The following is a 23,967-nucleotide window of genomic DNA, read 5'->3' as shown; positions in this document are numbered from 1 at the left end:
TGGAGCCGGTATCAGGCGGAGCCGGGTCTGACGGCGGCAGCGGCGGAGGCGGCGGCGCCCTGGCGACGCTGGAATCGCTGCTGCCCCTGGTCGAGCATGACGGCGAGGACGATCACGGCACCCTTGATCAGGATCTGCCAGAAGGTCGACACGCCCAGCAGCACCAGGCCGTCGGCGAGGAAGCCGATGACGAAGGCGCCGACGAGGGTGCCGCGGACCGTGCCGCGGCCGCCGCTGAGCGCGGCGCCGCCGATGACCACCGCGGCGATGGCGTTGAGTTCGTAGGTCTCCCCCGCCTGCGGCGCGGCGGAGGTGAGTTCCGAGGCGATGACGAGACCCGCTATCGCGGCGCAGCCGCCGGCGATGACGTAGACGATGGTCTTGACCCGGTGGACCGGCACGCCGGACAGCTCGGAGGCGCGCTCGTTGCCGCCGGTGGCGTACAGCCAGCGTCCGAACGGGCTCTTGATCAGCACCAGGGCGATCACGGCGGTGAGGACCGCCATCAGCCAGATCGAGGTGGGCAGTCCGAGGGGGCGTCCGCTGCCGAGGAAGCCGAAGCCGGTGTTGCCGAGCTCGGGGCTGCCGGCGAGGTCGGGGTAGGTGGTGCCGTTGGAGATCAGCAGTGCCAACCCCCGGGCGACGTAGAGCATGCCGAGGGTGGCGATGAACGGCGCGACGCGAAATCGGGTGACGAGGACGCCGTTGACCAGGCCGACGAGCATGCCCACCGCGACGCAGAGCACGATGACCGCCCAGACGGGTGGGTAGGCGATCGCGTCGAGGAATCCCAGCCGTACCCCTTGCAACAGCTCGCCCGCGACGACGCCGGACAGGCCCACGACGGAGCCGACGGACAGGTCGATGCCGCCCTTGAGGATGACCAGCAGCATGCCGAGCGCGATGATCGCGTTGATCGCCACGTGCTTGGTCATCGTGATCACATTGGTGACGGTCAGGAACGCGTCGGACAGCACGCCGAACACGACGATCAGCACGGCGAGGGCGATGAAGGCGCGCAGTTCGAACACGCCGTTGAGCAACGACAGCCGGCGTGCCTTCGTGGCCAGGTCGGTGGCGGAGGCGGCGTCGGATTCCGCCGGCGCCGGCAGGGTGCTCTGGGCGGTCATCGCGCGGGCTCCGTGCGTGTCGAGGCGGCGGCTCGGCCGTCGGACAGGCTCATCAGGTCCTCCCGGGTTATCTGTCCGCGTCGGAACTCGCCCACCACCGCGCCACGGGCGAGGACGAGTAGGCGATCGGGGATGTGCAGGGCCTCCTCGGCTTCGGAGGTGGCGAAGAGCACCGACAGTCCACGGCGGGCCTGCTCGGCCATGAGCTCGAAGATGTCGGCCCTGGCGCCGACGTCCACGCCGCGCGACGGTTCGTCGAGCAGCAGCACACGAGGGCGGGTCAGCAGCGCCTTGCCGATGACGACCTTCTGCTGGTTGCCACCGCTGAGCGAGCCGATGGCGGCGGCGGCGCCGCTGGTCTTGACGGTGACTTCGGTGATGGTCCGCCGGACCGCATCCCGTTCGGCGTCGCGGGAGACGAACAGGTTGCGGACGAAGCGTGACAGCCCGGCGAGGCTGAGGTTCTGCCCCACCGACATGGACTGGACCAGGCCGTCGCGTTGGCGGTCCTCGGGGACCAGGACGATGCCGCGGGAGATGCGGGAGCGGATGTCCGGGTCGGCGAGTGGCACGCCGTCGAGGGTGATCGTTCCCGCGGCCGGTGTGATCCGTCCGGCGAGCGCCTCCAGCAGTTCGGTACGGCCGGAGCCCATCAGGCCGTAGATGCCGACGATCTCGCCCTCGTGGAGGGTGAGGGAAACCCGGTCGACGGCCAGGCGGTGGGGGTTCTGCGGGTCGGCGACGACGATGCGGTCGGTGCTCAGCACCGGGGCGCCGGCGGCGGAGTCGCGGTCGGGGAACAGGGTGTCGGGGTCGCGTCCGACCATGTGTCGGACGATCCAGCCGATGGTGGCCTGGTCGGCCGTGGCGGCGGCGACGAGGGCGCCGTCGCGCAGCACGGCGAGGTCATCGGCGATCTCCAACGCCTCGTCGAGGTGGTGGGAGATGTAGACGACGGCGACGCCGGCGGCGGTCAGTTCGCGGATGATCCGGAACAGGACGGCGACCTCGGGTGCGGTGAGGGCCGAGGTGGGTTCGTCCATGATCAGCACTCGGGCGTTCTGCAGCAGCGCCCGCGCGATCTCGACGATCTGCTGCTGGCCCAGGCGCAGGTCTCCGACCAGGTGGTCGGGGTCCACGTCCTCCTCCAGCCGGCGCAGGACCGCCTGCGTGGCCTGTCGCTGCGCCTGCCGGTCGACGACGCCTCGGGAGCGCATCTCGCGGGCGAGGAAGAGGTTGTCCTGGACGCTGAGGTTGGGGCAGAGGCTGAGTTCCTGGTGGATGATCGAGATGCCCCGGTCGGCGGCTTCGCGGGCGGAGCGGGGATGGATCGGCACGCCGTCGAGCTCGATGTGGCCGGTGCTGGGTTGCTCGATCCCGGCCAGGATCTTCATCAGGGTGGACTTGCCGGCGCCGTTCTCGCCGAACAGCGCGGTGACCCGGCCGCCGGCGACCGTGAAGTCGACGCCGGTGAGCGCGTGGGTCCCGCCGTAGACCTTCGTCACGGCGCGGGCGCGCAGCACCGGGGTCACTGCGCCCGGCCGATCTCGATGGGCGTGATGGTGATGACCGACGGGGTGACGAAGCGGAACGCGCCGGTGAACGTGATCTTCTGGCCCGTCAGCTCCGCGGGCTCGAGGTCGGCCAGCACGCTACCGCGCATCTGGTTGTTGAGCGCCGTCGCCGCGTCGGCGTACTGCACCTGGTTGAGGAACTGGCCGAAGGTGATGAAACCGGCGGCGTCGCGCAGGGCGGTGCCGTTGATCGCCGGTCCCACCTGCAGTGACACCCGCGTGGCCGCCGGCAGGCCGGTGCCGGTGACGAGCATCAGGCTGCCGGTGGTCCGGCCGGCGACGCCTTCACCGGTGACCGCGAAGCTCCAGGGGCCGGTGCCGTCGCGGTGGCCGTACCTGCGACCGGCGGCCTCCTTGTCCGCGGACAGGGCCGCGAACAGTTCCGGCAGCGGGACGGCGCTCTGCCGAATGGCCGGCACCACCTTGCTCTGATAGGTGTCGGCGCCGTAGCGGGCCGGGTCGAAGGCCTGCGCCTGGTCGGCCGAGGGCGCGTCCGCGGGCCGGTACTCGGTGCTGACCAGGATCGCTGCGACGAGCGCGGCGACGGCGGCCAGCCCGATCCACCGAGGACGTCGGAGGCGGGTCACGCTCTACTCCTTCCCGTTGCGGGGACCGACCGGGCACGGGCGATCGCGGCGTGCCACCGGGCCCGCTCGGCCGCCCGGGCCGCGTGATGGGTGGCGGGATGGTACTCGTCGACAGGTCGAAGCCGCCCTTCCAGGTCGGCCCAGGTCCACAGCCCGGCGGCCAGTCCGGCCGCGTCGGCCGCTCCCAGGCACGACAGGTCCTGCTCGGCCGACCGGCCGATGCGCCTGCCGCCGACGTCGGCCTGGGTCTGCATGAGCCGACCGCTGCGGGTCAGGCCGCCGTCGCACAGCAGCAGTCGCACCTCACCGACGGCGGACTCGACGGCGGCCACGACGTCGTCGACCTGGTGGGCCACCGCGTGCAGCGCGGCGGCCACGAGATCGCCACGGCGGGTGCCCAGAGTCAGGCCGCTGATCACGGCGGTCGCCTCGGGGTCCCACCACGGCGCTCCCAGGCCGCCGAAGGCCGGCACGAACTGCACCGGGCCCACGGCGGGCGGCGCCTCGTCGAGCAGGGTCTGCACGTCGGCGCCGAAGAGGTCGGCCAGCCAGCTGAGGGTGCGGCCGGTGGCGCGGATGTTGCCTTCGACGGCGTGGACCGGCCCGTCGATGTCCCATGCCACGCTGCGGCACAACTGCGGGCTGTCGCCGCCGTCGCCGACGGCCATCACGGACGAGCCGGTGCCGTAGGTGGCCTTCACGACGCCGGGCCGCCAGCCGGCGTGGGCGAACATCGCCGCGTGCGAGTCCCCGAGGACCGCCCGCACCGCGACGCCGTCCGGCACGGGCCACAGATCGCGTACGGCCGGGAAGTCACCGCAGGAGCCCACCACCCGGGGCAGCACCGCGGCCGGCACCCCGAACAGGTCGAGCAGCCGCTCGTCCCACCTCCGGGTGTCGACGTTGAGCAACTGGGTGCGGGAGGCGTTGCCGACCTCGGTGACGTGTTCACCGCCGAACCGGCTCAGCAGCCAGGAGTCGACAGTGCCCAGGCACAGCTCACCGGCCTTGGCACGTCGGCGTTCCGGGTCGTAGGTGTCCAGCAGCCAGCGCGCCTTGAGCGCCGAGAACATCGGGTCCAACGGCATCCCGCTTGTCGCCCTGACGAGCGGCCCACCGCCACCAGCGGTGAGGTCGCGACACGCGTCGTTGGTGCGTTGATCCTGCCAGCTGAGCAGCGGGCCGAGCGGTTCACCGGTGCGACGCTCCCACAGCACCAGCGACTCCCGCTGGACGCTCAGCCCGACCGCCTCGATCCGGTGGGCGACACTCGGCTCGACGCAGGAGGCCACGGCGGCACGGACGCTGTGCCACAGTTCGTCGGCGTCCTGCTCGACCCAGCCGAGCCGCGGCTGTCGTTCCGTCACGGGTGCCACCGCTCGCGCGACGACCGCTCCGGCGGCATCGACGAGGAGAGCCTTGGTGGAACTCGTCCCCTGGTCCACCGCGAGAACGAGCGGCCCGTCAGCCATGATCACGGCCCGGTGCCGCGGCGCCGTACAGCTCGCGGACCGCGTCGGCGATGCCGTCTGCGGTCAGCCCGAAGTGGTCGAGCAGGTACGCGGTGTCGCCGGTCGGGGCGAAGACCCGGGGTATGCCGAGGATCCGCATCGGGGCGGGCCGTGCGGCGGCGACGATCGCGGCGACGGCGGCGCCCAGCCCGCCGGTCGTGGTCGCCTCCTCGGCGGTCACGATGCCGCGGGTCTGGGCGGCGGCGGCCAGCACGGCGCGGGTGTCGATGGGGTCCACGAACGGCATGTTCAACACCCGGACCTCGATGCCTTCCACCCGTAGCCGCTCGGCGGCGTCGAGCGCGCGTGAGGTGAGCGATCCGATCGCGATGACCGTGACGTCGTCGCCGTCGGCCAACCGGACCGCCGTGCCGGGGGCGAAGGGCGCGTCCGCCGGCGTCACCGCCGGGACCTTGAAACGGGGAATCCGCAGGTAGGAGGGGCGGCCGGAGGCGGCTGCCCACCGCACCGCGGCCCGGGTCTGGTCCGGGTCCGCCGGCACGATGACGTCGAGGTTGGCCACCGCGCGCATCCAGGACAGGTCCTCGATGGAGTGGTGGGTCGGCCCCAGCTCGCCGTAGGCCATCCCGGGGCTCTGCCCGCACAGCACGACGTGCGCGTCGCTGTAGGCGATGTCCGCCTTGATCTGCTCCAGCGCCCGGCCGGTCAGGAACGGCGCGGCGGCGCACACGAACGGGATCTTGCCGGCGTTGGCCAGCCCGGCGGCCACGCCGACCAGATCCTGCTCGGCGATGCCGACGTTGACCAGGCGCCGGGGGAACTCGTCACGGAAGCCGACGAGGTTGCTCGATCCGACCGAGTCGTTGCAGACGGCGACGACGCGCTCGTCGACGCGGGCCAGGGCGCGCAGTTCGTCGGCGAACGCCTGCCGGCAGTCGAAGACGGCCTGCTCCACGATCGTCATCCGACGAGCTCCGCGAGTGCCTGCTCGGTCTGCTCGGGGGTCGGCACCTTGTGGTGCCACTCGACCCGGTCCTCCATGAAGGACACGCCCTTCCCCTTGATGGTGTCGGCGACGACCGCCACCGGCCGGCCGGTCGTCGAGGGCCCCAGGGCGCGCAGCAGCGCGACGTGGTCGTGCCCGTCGACCTCGCGCACCTCCCAGCCGAAGCTGCGCCACTTGTCGGCGAACGGCTCCAGGCGTTTGGTGTCCTCGGTGCGGGCGCCCTGCTGAAGGCGGTTGCGGTCGATCACTGCGGTCAGTGCGGACAGGTCGTGGTGGGCGGCGGTCATCGCCGCCTCCCAGTTGCTGCCCTCCTGCATCTCGCCGTCGCCGAGCACGACGACGGTGCGCCACGGCGCGCCGGCCAGCTGCGCGGCGATGGCGCAGCCGGTGGCGACCGGGAGCCCGTGGCCCAGGGCGCCGGTGTTCGTCTCCACACCCGGCACCTTGAGCTTGTTCGGATGTCCGTTGAGCGCCGACAGCGGCGCCATGAACGTGTCGAGTTCTTCGGGATGGAAGAAGCCGCAGTGCGCCAGGGTGGAGTACAGCGCCGCCGCGCAGTGGCCCTTGCTGAGGATGAAGCGGTCGCGGTCGGGCCACGTGGGGCGTTGCGGGTCCAGTGACAGCACTCCCCAGAAGCAGGTCACCAGGATGTCGGTCACCGACAGGTCACCGCCGATGTGTCCCATCCGGGCACGGTCGATCATCCGGATGATGCTGCGGCGCACCTCGAGCGCGATGCGCCGCAGCTCGACGGCGGCGACGTCGGCGTCGGACCCGCGGAGGTGGGCGGACAGTTCTGCGTACCGCTGGGCGCGATCGGGGTCGGCGGGAAGCCTCACCGGTGCCACCCGGTCGACAGGTTCCGTCACGGTCGTCAACCTTCGTACCGGCCGTAGAGGGCGTTCTGGATGATCCGTTGCGCGGCGAGGGCGTCCTGGGCCTGCTGGGCGGCGTGCAGGGCCTCCCGGTCGACGGCGCCGATCGCCCGGTGGATGCGCTTCATCACCCGGATGCCGTCGGTGGCCGCCTGCACGCTGTCCTCGCGGAACGGGAACTGGTCGAGCTGCCACACCCCCTGCCAGCCCGCCTCGACCAGGGCGTAGAAGAACTCGAACGTCTCGATCGGGTGCATGGAGCCGACAACCATGTCGTCGTCCCAGCCGCGGTAGTTGTCGTTGACGTCGATGGCGAACAGCCGACCGCGTGAGATCGCCATGCGGGCGGCGTCGGCCGGCGACTCCCCGCCGTAGAGGGAGTGCCCGAAGTCCAGCAGGATGCCGACGTTGGGAAGTCCGATGTCCTCGATGGCCAGCAGCGTGCGGGCCACGGAGGAGAACACCATCGCGTTGCGCGGCTCGCGTGGCTTGTACTCGATGGCGAAGCGCAGGTCGGGGAAGGTAGCGGCCAGTTCGCGGACCGCGTCGACGGAGTACTGCCACAGTTGCCGGTGGTCGGCCTGGAAGGGGTAGTCCCAGCCGTCCTGCCCGGGCCAGAGCTTGACGTAGTCGCAGCCCAGCTCACGCGCGACAGCGGCGGCCTCGGAGACCAGTTCGATCGCGGCGCGCCGCACCTCGGCGTCGGGGTTGGTGAACGCGCCGCGGTTGAACCGGCGGGTGTAGATCTCCGGGGTCACCGCGACCGCACGCAGCCCGTTCATGGTCAGCACGCCGGCGACGTCCGCGACGGCGAGCCCCGGCGGGTCGAACGGGTAGGTCAGGTCGACCACCGACAGATCCTCGACCTTGCTGGCCAGGTTGATCGCTTCGAGGGTGTTCACCGGTGGCCCGTAGCCGTCGGTGGCGTACCGGTCCACATATCGGCCGAAGTGCCAGATGCCCGCGCCGAAGACCGGCGTTGGCATATCTATTCGCGCTTGATCGGACATGACACGAGCGTAGGTCGGGCGAGCCAGCAATGTCAATGACTCGATCGCGTCATCGCCCGTTCACACTGCGACGGCCGGGTCCGGACGTCGAGTGCGACGCGCGGACCCGGCCGTCGGTGCGGGTCAGGCGATGGTGAAGACCACCCGCCGGTAGTGGGTCAGGCTCGGGGATCCGGTGTCGGCGACCTCGAGAATCACGTGGATCTTCCTGCCGGGCTCGTTCGGTACGACGAACCCGGCGCCGGTGCGTGCGGTGTCGTTGCTGATGGCCGGCTTCGCGCTCACCGAATCGGCGTCGGCGTACTGCCACCACTTGTAGGCCAGGGCGTCACCGTCCGGGTCGGTGGTCGGCGAGGCGTCGAGCGTCACCGTCTGCCCGGGCGACACGGTGCGCGCCAAGCCGCCGGCGACCCTCGCCACCGGCGGGTGGTTGGCGTCCCCGAACCTGGTGGCGACCTGCCAGTCCATTCGCGCGGCGTAGTCGTTCTGGACAGCCGGGATCCACCGCCAGAAGGGCTTGTTCGCGTTGCCGTCGTCGACGCCGTCGGTCATGTGGTTACCGGCGTCGAAGACCGGCCGGCCACCCCATCCTCCAAGGGTGTAGTCGGCGTACTGGGTCAGCCCGTTGTCGATCATCGGCAGGAAGGACGGGGTGTCGCCTTCGCTGACGTACGTCTGCGGGACGACCGCGCCGAGCGGACCGTGGTTCCGCTTGACGTTCGTGTCCAACCAGCTCTGCGTCATGTACGCCTTGACGTAGTCCGGGCTGGGCCCGGTGAGGCTCTGGTAGTCCCAGACGTTGTCCCACTTGTACGCCTCGTAGATCCGCGCGCCGGGAATGTTGTCCTCGATCCACTGGCCGCCGCCGTCCTGGTACCAGATGCAGTAGATCCACAGCCGGGACACCGCCCGGGCGTACTGCGCCGCCGGGTACTGGGTCTTCAGTTTGTACAGCGCGTACGCGAGCGTGTTCGCGCCGCCCCACACCGCGACGTGCACCGGACGTGGGTCGTTGTCGAGCAGCCGGTCGATGACCAGTTGCGAGCCCGGGGTGTCCCTGGTGCCCATGTCCGCCGGCGCCTTGGTCAGGTCACCGCTGTTCTCGTTGCCGACCCGGACGACGCCGCGCAGCGCGCCGGCGTCGGGATACCCCGCCTTGTGCACCCGCAGGTTGGGCAGCACCTGCTGGTATCGGTCGAGCTGTGCCTCGATCCATCGGTCGCCGCTGTGCCCGCTCTTCTGGTAACGCGAGTTGGTCTGGATGATGCCGGCGACGTCGTAGTCCGAGGCGTAGCTCAGGAAGCGGACCATGGAGCTGCGGTCGTCGACCTCGCCGTCGGTCATCGCGATGACCCGGGGCCGGGTGGCCGGCGGGGGCGGGATGTCGTCGACGGTGAGAGCGGCGGCGTTGCTGGTGACCGAGCCGAGCGAGTTCGTCACCACGACGGTGTAGTCGCCGGCGTGGGCGGACTGCACGTCGGCGATGGTGTAGCCGCTGGCGGTGGCGCCGGCGATGTCGACGCCGTTGCGCCGCCACCGGTAACTCAGCGGTGAGGCGCCCGTCGCGGCGACCGTGAAGGTGACGGTGGCGCCAGGGGCAACCGTCCGACCGACCGGCTGGGCGGTGATGACGGGCAAGGACGCCCCGTCGTCGGCGACGACGATGTGGTCGATGTTGGCCAGGTCCCGACCGTTGGTCTCGAAGCGGATGGTGTTGCCGCCGCTGTTCAACGGCACCGTCAGCGAAGTGCTCTGCCAGGTCGTCCAGTTGCTGGTAGCGGGGAAGGTGATGTCCTGGCCGGCTCCGTTGACCACCAGTCGGCCCGTTCGGGTCCTACCGCTTCCGTTGGCGAACCGGATCGTCAACCCGGCGGAACCGCCGCTGCCACCGGCGACGCTGCCGAACTGCAGCGACCCGCCGGCGGTCGGGAAGTTCGCGAATCCGCTGCCCGTGTAGCCGGCGTTGTTCGAATCGATCGTCGTGCCGCCGCCGACCGTGCCGGCCTCGGCCTCGTAGGTGGTGGACACCGCGTTCGCCGCAGCGTCCCGCCGCCCGGCGGCCGTGGCGGCGTTACCGCTGGTGACCATCAGCGCGACGGCGAGGGCGGTCGCGCTCCAGGCCGCCTCACGGTGCCGGGTGGGGACGGGTCTTCCCGACGTCGACATGACACCACACCTCGACATTCTGAATGAATATTCATTGTCGATTCATAATTCGAGAACCTGGGCGCAACGTAACGTTCACTCATATCAATGTCAAGACTTCGGCACCTGCATATCAATTCAGCTCCAGTTAACCATTTACCACCGTCCATCGACATGCTTACATGAGAAAGCGCTTGCCGAGTGGGCGCGGGGCGGGAGCCGAAGAAACAGCTCGTCCACCGGCAGGGGTACGGGCCGCCGGACCGGTCGACCCACCGGCGCCAACCGGGCAGGCGCCGACATGGTGGGAAACCGGCCGGCGGAACCGTCCCTGCCGTTCCGAAGGGAACTCCGGCAGCGGCCAGGCCGGCGGCAGCGTCGCCGGCATCCCGTACTCGTACACCCTCGACAGCGCCAGCAGCGTCAAGTCGGTGGTGACGGGCGGCGCCGGCGCCGGTCGGATCACGCCCTGACCGGTCCGACGAGGGCCCCTCGGATCGCCGGCAGACCCGAGGGGCCGTGGTAGTCGAGAAACAGCGAAGCGCTCGACCGGAACCATCCGGCCGAACGCTTCGTGGTAGGCCCTCACGCTTCGTGGCACGCCGCTCGGCGCCGGGCGAGGAAACGCCGACCGCCCGGGAGCATGCCCCCGGGTGGTCGGCCGGATGGTGCGTCATCGGACGTTGATGACGGCCCGACGGTAGCTGTACAGGGTGGGCGCGCCGTTGTCGCGGATCTCCAGGATGATGTGGAGGCTCTTCCCGCCGGCGTTGGCGGGAATCTGGACGGTCGCGGTGCTGCTCGTGCTGTTGTTGATGGTGACGGCGCCGTTGTAGGAGCTGGGCTCGTCGTAGTACGTCCAGGAGTAGCTGAGCGAGTTGCGGTCGGGATCGCTGGAGCCGGCGGCGCTCAGGTTGACGGTGGAGCCGGCGGCGGCGGAGAACTGGAGCACCTGCTTCGTGGTGTCACCGTTGAGGACGGCGGCCGGCTGGTGGTTGGCGCCGGAGTAGGCGCCATTGACGGTCCAGTCCATCCGGGCGGCGAAGTCGTTGTTGATCGCCGTGCTCCAGCGGCTCGTCGAGCTGCCACCCTCCGAGGCGTCGCTGTACATGTAGTAAGGGTCGTACGACGGCTCGGCGCCGAGTCTGCCGCTCTCCGTCATGCCACGGACGCCGGCCTTCTTCACGGGGTCGAAGCGACCTCCCCAACTGCCCCAGTCGGCGTGCTGCGGGTCGGTCAGGCCGTTGGGCAGCTGGTAGAGGAAGGACGGGCTGTCTCCCTCGAAGGCCCAGATCCGGTCGGGATACTGGGCTCCCAGCGGGCCGTGGTTCTGGACGTTGTTGTCCACCCAGCTGTCGGAGGGCTGCCAGTTGTAGACGAGATTCTTGGCCCGGATGTAGAAGAGGTTGGGAAACGTCTTCGTCATCCACGCCCCGGCCTCGTCCTGGCCCAGGACGTCGTACACCCGCAGCTTGCTCACGAACTGGTCGACCTGTGCCTGGCCGCGCGTGTTCTTGACCTTCCACAGCGCCTGGGCCAGCGTGTTGCCGCCGCCCCAGAAGTTGACCCAGACCGGACGCGCGTCGTTCCGGTCGACCGCGGCGATGATCAGCTCCGAGCCGGGACTGTCCTTGCCGGCGCCGACGTCACCCATCCCGTAGCCCTTCTGACCCAACTTCGAGATCGACTGCAGCTGTGCCAGGGTCGGGTAACCCTGGGCGTGCTTCTGGAGATTCGGCAGGACCTGGCCGTACGCGTTCAGCCGCGGATTCAGCAGGTTCGCCATGTTGGTCGCGTCCTGCGTCGGCTTCCAGCAACTCGTCGTCGCGATGATGCCCTCGAGATCGACCTCGTTGGCCGTGACCAGCATTCGGACCAGCGACTCCAGATCGTCCGGGTCCGCACCGAGGTCTGTCATGTTGATCACCCGGGGCTTCACCCCGGCCGAGCCCGTCGGCGACGGTGTCGGGGTGGGCGTGGGCGAGGACGGTGTCGGGGTGGGCGCGGGCGTGGTCGGCGTCGGGCTGGGAGTGGTCGGCGTGGTGGGAGTCGGGCCCGGACCGGTCGAGCCGGTGCACGTCACACCGTTGAGCCTGAAGGTGCTGGGCGCCGGGTTGGTGCCGCTCCACGTACCGTTGAAGCCGGGGGTGACGGTGGCATTGGTGCCGAGGGCGCCGTTGTAGGAAAGGTTCGTCACGGTCACGCTGCCGCCGGACTGGGTGACGTTTCCGTTCCAGAGCTGCGAGATCTTCTGCCCCGCGGCGAAGGAGAACGTCAGCGTCCAACTCGACACCGGGTCACCCAGGTTGGTGATCGCGATGTTGGCGCCGAATCCGCCCTCCCACTGGTTGGTGACGGTGTAGCCGACGCGACACCCGGCTGCCGCGTGCGCCTGGGTGGCGATGCCTACCGCCATCCCGGACGCGGTGACCAGCGCTGCCGCTGCGGCGGCACTCCGACGCAGGCGCTGCCGCGCCCGTGCCGGCTGGACAACAGGATCCATCTGAGCTGCTCCATTCTCGAACCGCTGTCAGCGGAAGGTGACGAGGGAAAAGCCCTCGTCACATGAGTGCCTGGACATCTGGTCGTCGAGGCGGTCCTACACGGTGGGTTCGAAGACGATCCGGCGATAGGCGCTGAGCCGGTGCGGGCCGTCGTCGACCGCCTCCACCACGACGTGGAAGCTCTTGCCCGCCGCGTCCGGGGGGACGTTGACGGTGGCGATACTGGAACCGCCGCCCACGATGTCGACGGGACCGGAATAGGTGCCGGCGTCGGGCTGGACCCACCAGGTGAAACGCAACCGGTCGCCGTCCGGGTCGAAGGTTCCGGAGGCGTCGACCGTGACCGCCGTCCCCTGCTGAGGCGTTCTCCGCACCACGCCGACGCCGTGCTCGCCGTCGAGCACGATGACCGGGTTCCGGTTGCCGGAACCCGATTCCGCCCAGTCCATCCGGGCGGCGAAGTTGTTGAAGGACGCCGTGTAGAAACGCCTGTTGTACGCCTCGCACGAGGCGGCGCCGGTCCACACGTTGCGGGAGTCGCCGCTGAACGTGCCGCCCCAACTCGCCTGGCACGGTGACTCGGGATCGTTGAGTCCGGTGGGCATGAGGTAGAGGAAGGAGGGGGTGTCGCCCTCGACGCCGTAGACGTACTTCGGGTACTGCCGGCCCAGGTTGCCGTGGCCCTGGATGTGCGTCTCGTACGCGCTCCAGTCGGCCTTTCCGGCGCCGTTCTGGAACTTCCAGGCGCACTCGTCCCAGATGAACAGGAGTTCTCCCGCCGAGACGCGGCGCATCCACTGGTGGGAGCTGGAGCTGAGCGGCTCGGTCTGGGACCTGTCCTGGTCCGTGATCGCATAGACGCGCAGCTTGCGAAGGAAGTCAGTCACCTGGTCGGCGGTACGGTCCTGCCGTACCCGCCAGATCGACTGGGCGAGGGTGTTCCCGCCGCCCCAGAACGTCACCCACAGGGGCCGGTCGTCGCTCTCGTCGGCCAGCCGGATGATGAGATCGCTGCCGGGTGAATCGTTCGTGTCACCCAGGAAGCGCGCGCCCCGGTTCCGGCTGCCGGTCGTCGTGCGGTCCCGCAGATGCTGCGCGCTCGGCCAGTAGCCGATCTGCTGCCGGCTCCCGTCCTGGTCGAACCCGACCTGCCCCGACCGCTTCATCAGGTTGGGCAGGTCCCGCTCGTAGGCGTCGATCGCGTCCTGGATGATGCTGATGAACCCGCTCGTGACGGGGTCGTCGAGAGTCTCGAAGCTCCACCCGGTCGTCAGGACCAGTCCCTGGATCTCGAACAGGTCGGCATGCACGAGGAGCCGGGTCAGCGACTCGTGGTCGTCGGGTTCCCAGGTGGAGATGTCCGTCAGCACCACCAGGCGTGGCTTGAGCGCGACAGTCACGGTGCGGTCATCCTTTCGAAAATCGCCGGTGTCGCCCTCGTCCCGGCAGGTCCCGCGGCGACCGCGACTGCCGGGCATCCGAGGGCGACGCCCGGCAGTCGCGGCTTCTCACCGAGGATCGGTACGGCGAGCACCGATCAGGTGGTGGTCAGGACACGTTCCAGTCGGCCCGTTGGGCGAACGACGACTGGAACTGGGAACGCCACTGCGAGATGGTGCCGCCACCCGGACCGTCGACCCAGTGGTTGGTCGAGCCGTCGCGGCGGTACTGCCCGCCCCAGCTCGGCTGGGTCGGGTCCTCCGGGTTGTTCAGCCCACGGTTGGCGCTGAGCAGGTGCAGGAAGCCCGGCGAGTCCCCTTCCTGCACGCCGGTCACGCAGCACCCCTTCGGCGGGTAGGTGGCGCCGAGCGGGCCGTGGTTTTTGCGGATGTTCGCGTCGAGCCAGGACAGGTTGCAGATCGAGGTGTCGCCGCTGTTGCAGAACATGCCGAAGTACGTGTTGTTCGAATGGATGATGAAGAGGCTCGGGAAGTTCTGCTTCATCCAGTCGATCGTGTCGTCCTGGTGGGCGATGGCGAAGATCCGCATCTTGCCGATGAACTTGTTGAAGTCGGCGGTGCTACGGGTGTTCTGCACCTTCCAGATCGCCTGCGCCACCTGGCTGTTGTCGCCCCAGATGCTGAACCACACCGGCCGCGGATCCGGCTTGTCCACGATCCGGATGATCGCGTCCGACGCCTCGCTGTCCTTGCCGGCGCCGATGTTGTTCGCCGTCGACTTGCCCCATGTGCCGTCCCGACCCTGGAAGGTGACCGAGCGCAGGTAGGCCGGGCTGGGGTAGGCCGGGTCGTGTCTGCGCAGGTTCTCGTCGACCTGGTCGTACTTGTCGATCGCCGCCAGGATGTTCGCCTTACGCGCGATGTTGGCATAGGTGGCGGCGGAGGCGACCAGGCCCTCGACGTCGAACTCGTTGGTGTACATCAGGAAGCGGACCATCGACTGCACGTCGTCGGGATCGCTGTTGGCGCCGTCGAGCGTCGGGAAGTCCGACGAGATGACGATCCGGTACTTCCCAGACGGCGACGTGGGCGTCGGGGTCGGAGTCGGCGTCGACGAGGTCGGACTCGGGCTGGGGGTCGTCGGGGTTCCGGAGAACTGCAGCCAGTCGACGTTGACGTTGCCGTTGACGAAGACGAGCCGCACGTCCTTGAGCCCGCTCTGTGCCGGCAGCGTGAGCGACCTGCTCTGGTAGGTGTTCCAGCCGCCCGTGCCGCTCACCGTGAGCGTGCCGGTGTTGACCCCGCCGACCCACACCTGGATTCCGGTGTTGCCGCCGCCGTTGGCGACGTTCAGCTGGATCGCGTTGGTCCCGGTGTGCAGGTCGACGCCGTTGTACTGCACCCAGGCGCCGGCACCGACATAGCACAGGACCCCGCTGCACACCTGCAGCGAGCCGCCTGAGCTGGTGTAGCTCTCCGCCTCGATTCGGGACCAGCCGTCGGCGTTGGCCTGGGTGGAGGCGGTGTTGGCCTGTGCCAGTCGGATCCCGCTGAGCAGCAGGAGCATCGCTGCCAGCGGGATCGCGAGCAAGGCGATCGACAGGCGATGTCTCGAAAGGAGCATGGTCGTTCTCCATCGGGGTTGGTGGTACGTACGGAACGTCCTACAGAGGGGGATGCGGGTGAAGCACGGTGCGCGGTCGACGGCCGGCGGCCCGGTGGGTGACGGACGCCAGGCGGTGGGCTAACCCGGTCCGGTCGACCGCAACAGGCTCACCCGTGCATATATATTCCTGGCCGACGATGCATGCGGCTACGGTAGGGTTAACCACTCAGCAATGTCAATGACTCGGGTCCGCAACACAGCGACCGCGCTCCATGCGCAGGTCGCGCCAACGTCGGCCGTCGGCCGTCGCAGACCCGCGACCTCGTCCGCCCGCCAGCAGACGCATCCACCCCGGCCGAACGCCCGCCCCGTCTTGAATATTTACTCGCTGATGAATAGAACTTGTCGAGCCAGTTCCGTTATGCAATCATCACAGTCAATGTGATAGGCCGAGGCAACCGCCTCCTCCGACCGGATGGATCGACTGCGGCTGACGACGACGCAGCTCACCACGTCCATCCTCCGCTGCCGGTCGGGCGATGCCGCGCCTTCCTGGTTCACCGCATTGGCGCAATAGCTATTCCTCTTCGCTCCGCGCGGAAAAATCGGAGTCCCGCGCCGAGCACATTTGTGCGGCATCAATTGTCTTTCTTTTGGGAGGTTGTGATGTTGTCGATGAGGTATCGGTTGTCGGTGGCGTTGGTGACGGTGCCGCTGTTGGTGTTGACCGCGTTGTGGTCCGGCGCCGGGCCGGCGCGTGCACAGGCGGCTGCGGCTGCGGCGGTGGACGGTTGGTCGAGGATCGAGGCCGAGAGCTACACCGGCTCAGGCGGCTCGTTGCAGGTCTGCAACGGCGTGTTGTGCTACGTCGGCGCGAACGCCTGGACCCAGTACAACGGCGTCGACCTGCACACCGGCACGAACACCATCCAGATCAACGCCGCCAACGGTGGCGGCAACACCGGAATCCAGGTGTGGGTCGGCGGCGCGAACCTCGGCACCCTGACCATCGGCGGAACCGGCGGATGGGACACCTACCAGACCAAGTCCCTGACCCTGCCCGCCCAGAACGGCACGCAGGACGTCAAACTCGTCTTCGTCAACGGCAACGTCAACGTCGACTGGCTCCAATTCGCCGGAACCACCACCCCACCACCGGCACCCACCACCTTCGCCGTCAACGCCGGCGGCGGCGCCTACACCAGCACCGACGGCACCGCCTTCGCCGCAGACACCGGATCCACCGGCGGCTCCACCTACACCAACGCCGTACCCATCGCCGGAACCACCGACGACCCGCTGTTCCAGACCGAGCGATACGGCAACTTCTCCTACGCCAAGAGCCTCGCCAACGCCAACTACCAGGTCACGCTCTACTTCGCCGAGACCTACCAGACCCAGGCCGGCAAACGCGTCTTCGACGTGCTCATGGAAGGCACCGAGAAGATCACCGACCTCGACATCTACGCCAAAGCCGGCGCCAACAACGCCTACACCACCCAAACCACCGTCGCCGTCACCGACGGCACCCTGAACATCCAATTCGTGTCCAACATCGAAAACGCCAAAGTCAACGCCATCAAAGTCACCCCCGCCGGCGCCACCGCCGCCTTCACCTACACCCCCACCAACCCGGCCGCCGGCCAACAGGTCATCCTCGACGCCTCCACCTCCACCGCCCCCGGCGCCACCATCACCGGCTACGCCTGGAACTTCGGCGACGGCACCACCGCCACCGGCGTGAGCGCCACCCACACCTGGACCACCCCCGGCAGCAAAACCGTCACCCTCACCATCACCGACAGCAACGGCAACACCGCAACCACCAGCCGGACCCTCACCATCAACAACGGCGACCCCATCGCCGCATTCACCGTCACCCCACCCAACCCCAAACCCGGCGAAACCATCACCGTCAACGGCACCACCTCCACCGACCCCAACGGCACCATCACCACCTACGCCTGGAACTTCGGCGACGGCACCACCGCCACCGGCATGAGCGCCACCCACCAATACGCCACCGAAGGCACCTACACCATCACCCTCACCGTCACCGACAACGACGGCCACACCGGCACCAAAACCACCGCCATCCAGGTGACTTCGAAGCAGAAGTACCGCATCGTCGTCTCGTCGGACTTCCCGACGCTCGACGGCGCCAACAGCGACCCGGACGACGTGCAGTCGATGGTCCGCTTCCTGATGTACACGAACGAGTTCGACGTGGAAGGCATGCTGGCCACCGCGGCCACGACCCGCAACGTGGCCAACAAGGCGAACATGCTGGCGGCGATCGACAAGTACGACCAGGTCGACGAGAACCTGCGCAGACACGACCCGGCCTACCCCAGCCCGGCCTACCTGCGTTCGATCGTCTACCAGGGCCGTAGCGGCACCTGGGGTGGATCTACCGGCAACAACATCGGCGCGGGCAAGGACAGCGACGCCTCCAACGCCGTGATCGCCATCGTGGACAGGCCGGATCCGCGGCCGGTGTGGTTCAGCATCTGGGGCGACAACAGCCAGGTGGCACAGGCGATCTGGAAGGTACAGAACACCCGTAGCACCGCCGACTTCAACAAGTTCATCAGCAAGATGCGGATCTTCGCCATCGCCCACCAGGACGGGACGATCGACTGGATGAAGCAGAACTTCCCGAGCTTGTTCATCATCCACTCGAACACGACCTACGGCGGGATGTTCTGCAACAGCGGCGACACCTCGATCTGCAACCTGTCCTGGCTCGACGCGAACATCCGCAACAACCACGGCCCGCTCGGCGCCACCTACCCGCCGAGGGGCTGCTGCGTGACGGGCATGCAGGAAGGCGATTCGCCGTCGTTCCTGCACCTGCTCAGCGCGAACCGCGGGATGAACAACCCCGAGGATCCCACCCAGCCGAGTTGGGGCGGGCAGTACCGCCGCGACGGCTCCACCAACCACTGGGTCGACGGACCCGGCGGCGGCACCATCTCGCAGTGGCGCTCGCAGTACCAGTCATCGTTCGCCCAACGCGCCGACTGGAACGTCTCCTGAGCGCTCGTTCCTCTGATCACCGCTGCGGCTCGGAGGTGCTGTCCGGCAGTGCCTCCGAGCCGCCTTTCCCCTGATCGTCCTTGTCTTTCTTTTGGGAGGTTGTGATGTTGTCGATGAGGTATCGGTTGTCGGTGGCGTTGGTGACGGTGCCGCTGTTGGTGTTGACCGCGTTGTGGTCCGGCGCCGGGCCGGCGCGTGCACAGGCGGCTGCGGCTGCGGCGGTGGACGGTTGGTCGAGGATCGAGGCCGAGAGCTACACCGGCTCAGGCGGCTCGTTGCAGGTCTGCAACGGCGTGTTGTGCTACGTCGGCGCGAACGCCTGGACCCAGTACAACGGCGTCGACCTGCACACCGGCACGAACACCATCCAGATCAACGCCGCCAACGGTGGCGGCAACACCGGAATCCAGGTGTGGGTCGGCGGCGCGAACCTCGGCACCCTGACCATCGGCGGAACCGGCGGATGGGACACCTACCAGACCAAGTCCCTGACCCTGCCCGCCCAGAACGGCACGCAGGACGTCAAACTCGTCTTCGTCAACGGCAACGTCAACGTCGACTGGCTCCAATTCGCCGGAACCACCACCCCACCACCGGCACCCACCACCTTCGCCGTCAACGCCGGCGGCGGCGCCTACACCAGCACCGACGGCACCGCCTTCGCCGCAGACACCGGATCCACCGGCGGCTCCACCTACACCAACGCCGTACCCATCGCCGGAACCACCGACGACCCGCTGTTCCAGACCGAGCGATACGGCAACTTCTCCTACGCCAAGAGCCTCGCCAACGCCAACTACCAGGTCACGCTCTACTTCGCCGAGACCTACCAGACCCAGGCCGGCAAACGCGTCTTCGACGTGCTCATGGAAGGCACCGAGAAGATCACCGACCTCGACATCTACGCCAAAGCCGGCGCCAACAACGCCTACACCACCCAAACCACCGTCGCCGTCACCGACGGCACCCTGAACATCCAATTCGTGTCCAACATCGAAAACGCCAAAGTCAACGCCATCAAAGTCACCCCCGCCGGCGCCACCGCCGCCTTCACCTACACCCCCACCAACCCGGCCGCCGGCCAACAGGTCATCCTCGACGCCTCCACCTCCACCGCCCCCGGCGCCACCATCACCGGCTACGCCTGGAACTTCGGCGACGGCACCACCGCCACCGGCGTGAGCGCCACCCACACCTGGACCACCCCCGGCAGCAAAACCGTCACCCTCACCATCACCGACAGCAACGGCAACACCGCAACCACCAGCCGGACCCTCACCATCAACAACGGCGACCCCATCGCCGCATTCACCGTCACCCCACCCAACCCCAAACCCGGCGAAACCATCACCGTCAACGGCACCACCTCCACCGACCCCAACGGCACCATCACCACCTACGCCTGGAACTTCGGCGACGGCACCACCGCCACCGGCATGAGCGCCACCCACCAATACGCCACCGAAGGCACCTACACCATCACCCTCACCGTCACCGACAACGACGGCCACACCGGCACCCTCACCAAGAGCGTCGCGGTGCGGAAGTCGTCGTCGAAGCCGCGGGTGGTGGTGCTGACCGACATCTCGACCTGGGAGCCGGACGACCACGAATCGTTGACCCGGCTCCTCGCGCATGCGGACATGTACGAGATCGAGGCCCTGGTGCTCACCACCGGTTGGAGCATCGACACCCTCAACGATCCGACCAAGAGCGGCTTCATCAGCATCATCAACGACACGATCAACGCGTACGAGAAAGATCTCCCCAACCTGATGAAGCGGTCGGGTCAGACCGGCTTCGCCCAGGACGAGAGCCGGCAGGACATCGGCTACTGGCCGAGCGCACAGTATCTGCGCGAGCGCACCATGACCGGCAGCCGCAACCGGGGCGTCCAGTTCCTCGGTGCCACGAATGATTCGCCCGGCAGCAACCAGATCATCCGGCTCGCCGACGAGAACGACGATCGCCCCCTATACGTGACCGTCTGGGGTGGCGGGAACACCGTCGCCCAGTCGATCTGGCGGGTGAAGCAGGACCGCACCCAGGCCCAGTTGACCTCGTTCCTGCGCAAGCTTCGCGTGTACACCATCACGGACCAGGACAGGTCCTCCTCGCAGCCCATCAGCGCCAGTTCCCACCAGTGGATGCGTAGCGTGTCCGGCGGGAACCTCTTGTTCATCTGGGACGAGTGCGCCTGGAAGTTCCAGAACGGCACCGGCAAGTCCAACTGGAGCCAGTACCAGACCCACATCCAGGGGCACGGCAACCTCGGCCGGCAGTATCCCAACTACGTGTACGGGGTCGAGGGCGATACGCCCTCCTTCCTCTACGTGACACCCACCGGGCTCAACGACCCTGATTCCCCGAGCCAGGCGAGCTGGGGCGGAACCTTCACCGGCGACTCCAACAACGTCTGGACCGGCGCCGGGTCGTGCGGCACCTACAACAGCCGCTTCTACTCCGCGTCCTTCAACAACTTCGCCGCCAGGATGGACTGGGCGCAGTCGGGCAGCGGCAACCGGAACCCGGTCATCGTCCTCGACGGTGACGACGGCATCAGCGTCCTCAGGAAGACGCCCAAGCAGGGGACATCAGTCACGCTCGACGCCTCCAAGACGTTCGACCCCGATGGCAACGGACTGCGGTACAACTGGTGGATCCAGTCCGATGCCGGTACGTACGCCGGGCCCGTCACCATCTCGAACAGCACGTCGAGCATCGCGACGATCAACGTTCCCGCCGACGCGGCGGGGAAGAGCTTCCACGTGGTCCTGGAAGTGATCGACAACGGCACGCACAACCTGAGCGACTATCGCCGGATCATCTTCCAACCGACCTCCTGAGCCACCATCGGAGTACGCGATGCCGGCCGAAGCGGAAAGCTTCGGCCGGCATCTGTGGCCCCCGTCGCGCCGACGGCCGTACGCCTTCACCTGGCAGGCGCAGCAAGCACCACACCGCCTCGGGCGGCACGCCGCCGCGTCAGAGCTGGTCCGGCTGACCCACCAGCCGAGCGCCGGCGGAGCGCGCCGGAGTCCCGGCCCACCCCCTTGGTGCGTCTGGTCGGGGCCCGCCTCCAGGTAAACAGACCCGTCGGCAGGTATGCACAAGGGGCTCACCGGGGACTACGCGGGGATGAGCGGCAATCCGCGTACCCTCCGGTCCCGCCTGGCGGCGGCGTGGTCGGGGTTCTGGCTGGTGCCGGCGGCGTTCGCCGCCGGCGCCGTGCTGCTGGCCCTCGGCCTGTCGGCGGCCGAACTGCGACTGGGCCTGCCGACCAGCGGTTTCCTGCCCAGCAGCGTGGCTGGCGCCCGGTCGCTGCTGTCGTCGATCATCACCGCGATGATCTCATTCACCGCGCTGGTCTTCTCCATCACCGTGGTGGCCGTCCAACTCGCCAGCAGCCAGTACTCCCCCCGGGTCCTACGGACCTTCTTGCAGGACCGGACCACGCAGGCCGCTCTCGGCACCTTCCTGGCGACCGCGCTGTTCGCCATGGTGGTGCTGGCGGCGTTGCCCGCCGGCTCCGACGCCCGGCTGCCGGAACTCTCGCTCGCCGTGACGATGACCCTCGTGCTCGCCAGCAGCGGGTTGTTCGTCTACTACCTGCACCACGTCACCACCGTCATGCGGGTCTCACACATCATCGCCGCGGTCGGCGCCCAGACCCGCCGGGTGATCGAGGAGCAGTATCCGTCCGGCCCAGCTTCCGCGCCCGTTCCACCGCTCGCCCCGCCGGTCCAGGTGATCACCGCGGTGCAGCCCGGCATGATCCAGCACGTCGACCTCGGCCGGCTCGCCGCGCTGGCCCGCGAACACGACTGCGCCCTGTCGGTCCTGCCCGCGCCGGGCGACTTCGTGGTGGCCGGGCAACCGCTGATCGCGGTCCATCCGATGCCCGGCGACCCGCTCCCGGCGACCGTGCCGGAGTCACGGGCCTGCATCGCGGTGAGCCTCGGCGTGGAACGGACCCTGGGTCAGGACGTCGGGTTCGGGTTCCGGCAGTTGACCGACATCGCCGAGCGGGCGCTGTCACCCGGGATCAACGACACCACCACCGCGGTCCGCAGCGTCCAGGAGATGCACGACCTGCTGCGCCGCCTGGCCGGCCGGCCCGGTCACCGCCTGCTCGTCGACGACCCCGACGGCACGCCACGGGTACGGGCCCGGGCGCAGGACTTGGACGGCTTCCTCGCGGTCGCGGTCGACGACGTCCGGCGGGCGGGACGCGACCAGCCGCGAATCATCCGCCTCCTGGACGACGTGCTCGCCGACCTGCGTTCCATCGCGCTGCCGGAGCACCTGCCCGACATCGCCCGCCGAACCGGGAACCGGCAGGCATGAGTCGGCGGTAACGGGGCAAGCGGCCGGCACAGGTCCGCGCCACAGGGGACGGCGGAGGAATGCCATGACTGCGTCCCGGTGGGCCAGCCCGCGGGGGCCGGCGCCTCGACGCACGCCGGCCGGACCCGAACCGCTACGTCGACCACGACCAGCCCGGCCGCCGCGCTCTCGCTGGTGTTCGGCGCGGCCGGGCTGTCAAGCGACCGCTAGCTGTCAGTTCCACACGGTCACGTCCTCGACGGCGAGCGCCCGACCGCCCTCGATGTCGCGGTATGCCGCCGCAGGGCCGAGCTCGTAGCGTTCCGACAGGGCACGGTACGAGAAGTCGACGACGGTGCCGCTCACGGTCACCAGTTGCGGCGGTTCCGCGGTGACCGGATCGGCGGACAGTACGAGCAGTGTCCCGTCGGTGAAGTCGACGTCGCGTACGACGAACGCGGTGCCGGTGATGACGCGGTCGATCGTGGCCGTCACAGTGAGGCGCGCACCCACCTCGGCCCGGGCGACCGTGCCCAGCCGGACGGTGGAGGCCGGCTCCGGCGTCGGCTGCGGATCCGCCGGCCGGCCGGAGCAGCCGGCGACGAGCATGGCCGCCGTCCACAGGACCGCCACCTGTCTCCGTCGGCGCGTCCGGGCCGGGCTCACCCCGCCACCCAGGAGACCGTGGGTTGCAGAACGGCCTCCTCCAACGCCATGCTCCGCCACCGGGTCACCTCCTGGTATTCCGGCTCGGCGACCATCCGGCTGAACGCCGTCCGGCTCGGATAGCGCACCAGCAGCACCGCGTCCCATGCCTGTCCCTCCTCGGCCACCAGCGCCGGTTGCCCGTCACCGGCGAAGCGCAGCAGGTTGAGCATGACCACCGGGCCGTCGGGATCGGCGGCGAAAATGCCTCGAGGTCCCGACCGATGGGGTCGACTGCCATGATCTGGTTCCCCTGTCGTCCCGGTCCGGCGGCGTCACACCACGTGCACCCTGACGTTGACATCGTGCACCCCGGGCACGGCCCAGGCGAGCCCGTGCGCACGGGCCAGCGCTTCGGCCGAGCCGACCCGCCCCTCCAGGATGACCACCCGGTTCTGCGCCTCCACGCAGATGCGCTCGTGGCGCAGTAGCGGGTCACGATTCATCTGCTCGACCACCTGGCAGGCCAAGTGGGTGTCGTTCGCCGCCGGGCCGTCGTGGAACAGCGACGGCAGCCTTTCCGGGAAGAACCACGGGTAGGTCATGACGCGTCTCCTCACCTCTCGATCGCCGTCCTTCACGCCCTAC

The 23,967-nt window shown here is 68.8% G+C and carries 17 protein-coding genes; 3 read left to right on the top strand and 14 right to left on the bottom strand.

Going from position 1 to position 23,967, the window contains the following annotated elements; translation table 11 throughout:
• Positions 1–11: 11 nt before the first annotated feature.
• The 11 genes from O7598_RS09990 to O7598_RS09940 all read right to left on the bottom strand — a co-directional run bounded on the left by O7598_RS09990 (position 12) and on the right by O7598_RS09940 (position 15,327).
• Positions 12–1,130, bottom strand: a complete 1,119-nt coding sequence (locus tag O7598_RS09990; RefSeq protein WP_269691029.1) for an ABC transporter permease — start codon at positions 1,128–1,130, stop codon at positions 12–14.
• Positions 1,127–2,653 carry a sugar ABC transporter ATP-binding protein gene (locus tag O7598_RS09985; protein WP_269691028.1) on the bottom strand — a complete coding sequence of 509 codons (1,527 nt, stop codon included), beginning with the start codon at positions 2,651–2,653 and terminating at the stop codon, positions 1,127–1,129. The genes O7598_RS09990 and O7598_RS09985 overlap by 4 nt, the downstream gene beginning before the upstream one ends.
• Positions 2,654–2,658: 5 nt before the next feature.
• Positions 2,659–3,291: a DUF2291 family protein gene (locus tag O7598_RS09980; protein ID WP_269691027.1), complete on the bottom strand. Its 633-nt coding sequence runs from the start codon at positions 3,289–3,291 to the stop codon at positions 2,659–2,661.
• On the bottom strand, positions 3,288–4,763 hold the full coding sequence (locus O7598_RS09975) for an FGGY family carbohydrate kinase (RefSeq protein ID WP_269691026.1): 1,476 nt from the start codon (positions 4,761–4,763) through the stop codon (positions 3,288–3,290). Before O7598_RS09975 ends, O7598_RS09980 begins: the two co-directional genes overlap by 4 nt.
• Complete coding sequence (locus tag O7598_RS09970) at positions 4,756–5,727, bottom strand: transketolase family protein (protein ID WP_269691025.1); 972 nt, start codon at positions 5,725–5,727, stop codon at positions 4,756–4,758. Before O7598_RS09970 ends, O7598_RS09975 begins: the two co-directional genes overlap by 8 nt.
• The gene (locus tag O7598_RS09965; RefSeq protein WP_269691024.1) at positions 5,724–6,638 is read right to left on the bottom strand and encodes a transketolase; all 915 of its coding nucleotides are present in this window, start codon (positions 6,636–6,638) and stop codon (positions 5,724–5,726) included. Before O7598_RS09965 ends, O7598_RS09970 begins: the two co-directional genes overlap by 4 nt.
• Before the next feature lie 5 nt (positions 6,639–6,643).
• Entirely contained in the window at positions 6,644–7,630 is a 987-nt protein-coding gene (locus O7598_RS09960; RefSeq protein ID WP_269691023.1) for a sugar phosphate isomerase/epimerase family protein, read from the bottom strand.
• 147 nt (positions 7,631–7,777) lie between these two features.
• Positions 7,778–9,820, bottom strand: coding sequence for a nucleoside hydrolase-like domain-containing protein (locus O7598_RS09955; protein WP_269691022.1), 2,043 nt, complete (start codon positions 9,818–9,820; stop codon positions 7,778–7,780).
• 652 nt (positions 9,821–10,472) lie between these two features.
• Complete coding sequence (locus O7598_RS09950) at positions 10,473–12,302, bottom strand: nucleoside hydrolase-like domain-containing protein (protein WP_269691021.1); 1,830 nt, start codon at positions 12,300–12,302, stop codon at positions 10,473–10,475.
• Between the two features lie 96 nt (positions 12,303–12,398).
• Positions 12,399–13,703: a DUF1593 domain-containing protein gene (locus tag O7598_RS09945; protein ID WP_269691020.1), complete on the bottom strand. Its 1,305-nt coding sequence runs from the start codon at positions 13,701–13,703 to the stop codon at positions 12,399–12,401.
• Between the two features lie 148 nt (positions 13,704–13,851).
• Positions 13,852–15,327 carry a nucleoside hydrolase-like domain-containing protein gene (locus tag O7598_RS09940; protein WP_269691019.1) on the bottom strand — a complete coding sequence of 492 codons (1,476 nt, stop codon included), beginning with the start codon at positions 15,325–15,327 and terminating at the stop codon, positions 13,852–13,854.
• 384 nt (positions 15,328–15,711) lie between these two features.
• Between O7598_RS09940 and O7598_RS09935 the strand changes: the two genes are divergently transcribed.
• The 3 genes from O7598_RS09935 to O7598_RS09925 all read left to right on the top strand — a co-directional run bounded on the left by O7598_RS09935 (position 15,712) and on the right by O7598_RS09925 (position 22,695).
• Positions 15,712–18,348 carry a nucleoside hydrolase-like domain-containing protein gene (locus O7598_RS09935; protein ID WP_269691018.1) on the top strand — a complete coding sequence of 879 codons (2,637 nt, stop codon included), beginning with the start codon at positions 15,712–15,714 and terminating at the stop codon, positions 18,346–18,348.
• Positions 18,349–18,461: 113 nt separating this feature from the next.
• A complete protein-coding gene (locus O7598_RS09930) occupies positions 18,462–21,194 on the top strand; it encodes a nucleoside hydrolase-like domain-containing protein (RefSeq protein WP_269691017.1) in 2,733 nt (910 codons plus the stop codon).
• Positions 21,195–21,486: 292 nt separating this feature from the next.
• Entirely contained in the window at positions 21,487–22,695 is a 1,209-nt protein-coding gene (locus tag O7598_RS09925) for a DUF2254 domain-containing protein (RefSeq protein WP_269691016.1), read from the top strand.
• Between the two features lie 213 nt (positions 22,696–22,908).
• On the opposite strand, the gene O7598_RS09920 is transcribed toward O7598_RS09925, so the two are convergent.
• From O7598_RS09920 to O7598_RS09910, 3 genes are all read right to left on the bottom strand, one after another.
• Positions 22,909–23,307, bottom strand: a complete 399-nt coding sequence (locus O7598_RS09920) for a hypothetical protein (RefSeq protein ID WP_269691015.1) — start codon at positions 23,305–23,307, stop codon at positions 22,909–22,911.
• Positions 23,308–23,336: 29 nt separating this feature from the next.
• Positions 23,337–23,558, bottom strand: coding sequence for a hypothetical protein (locus tag O7598_RS09915; protein WP_269691014.1), 222 nt, complete (start codon positions 23,556–23,558; stop codon positions 23,337–23,339).
• Positions 23,559–23,654: 96 nt separating this feature from the next.
• On the bottom strand, positions 23,655–23,924 hold the full coding sequence (locus O7598_RS09910) for a BON domain-containing protein (RefSeq protein ID WP_269691013.1): 270 nt from the start codon (positions 23,922–23,924) through the stop codon (positions 23,655–23,657).
• Positions 23,925–23,967 lie beyond the last annotated feature (43 nt).

Origin of the sequence: Micromonospora sp. WMMC241, from assembly GCF_027460165.1 — a bacterium.
In the GTDB taxonomy this organism is placed as follows: domain Bacteria; phylum Actinomycetota; class Actinomycetes; order Mycobacteriales; family Micromonosporaceae; genus Micromonospora; species Micromonospora humi.
This window is presented reverse-complemented; position numbering and strand designations above follow the sequence as displayed.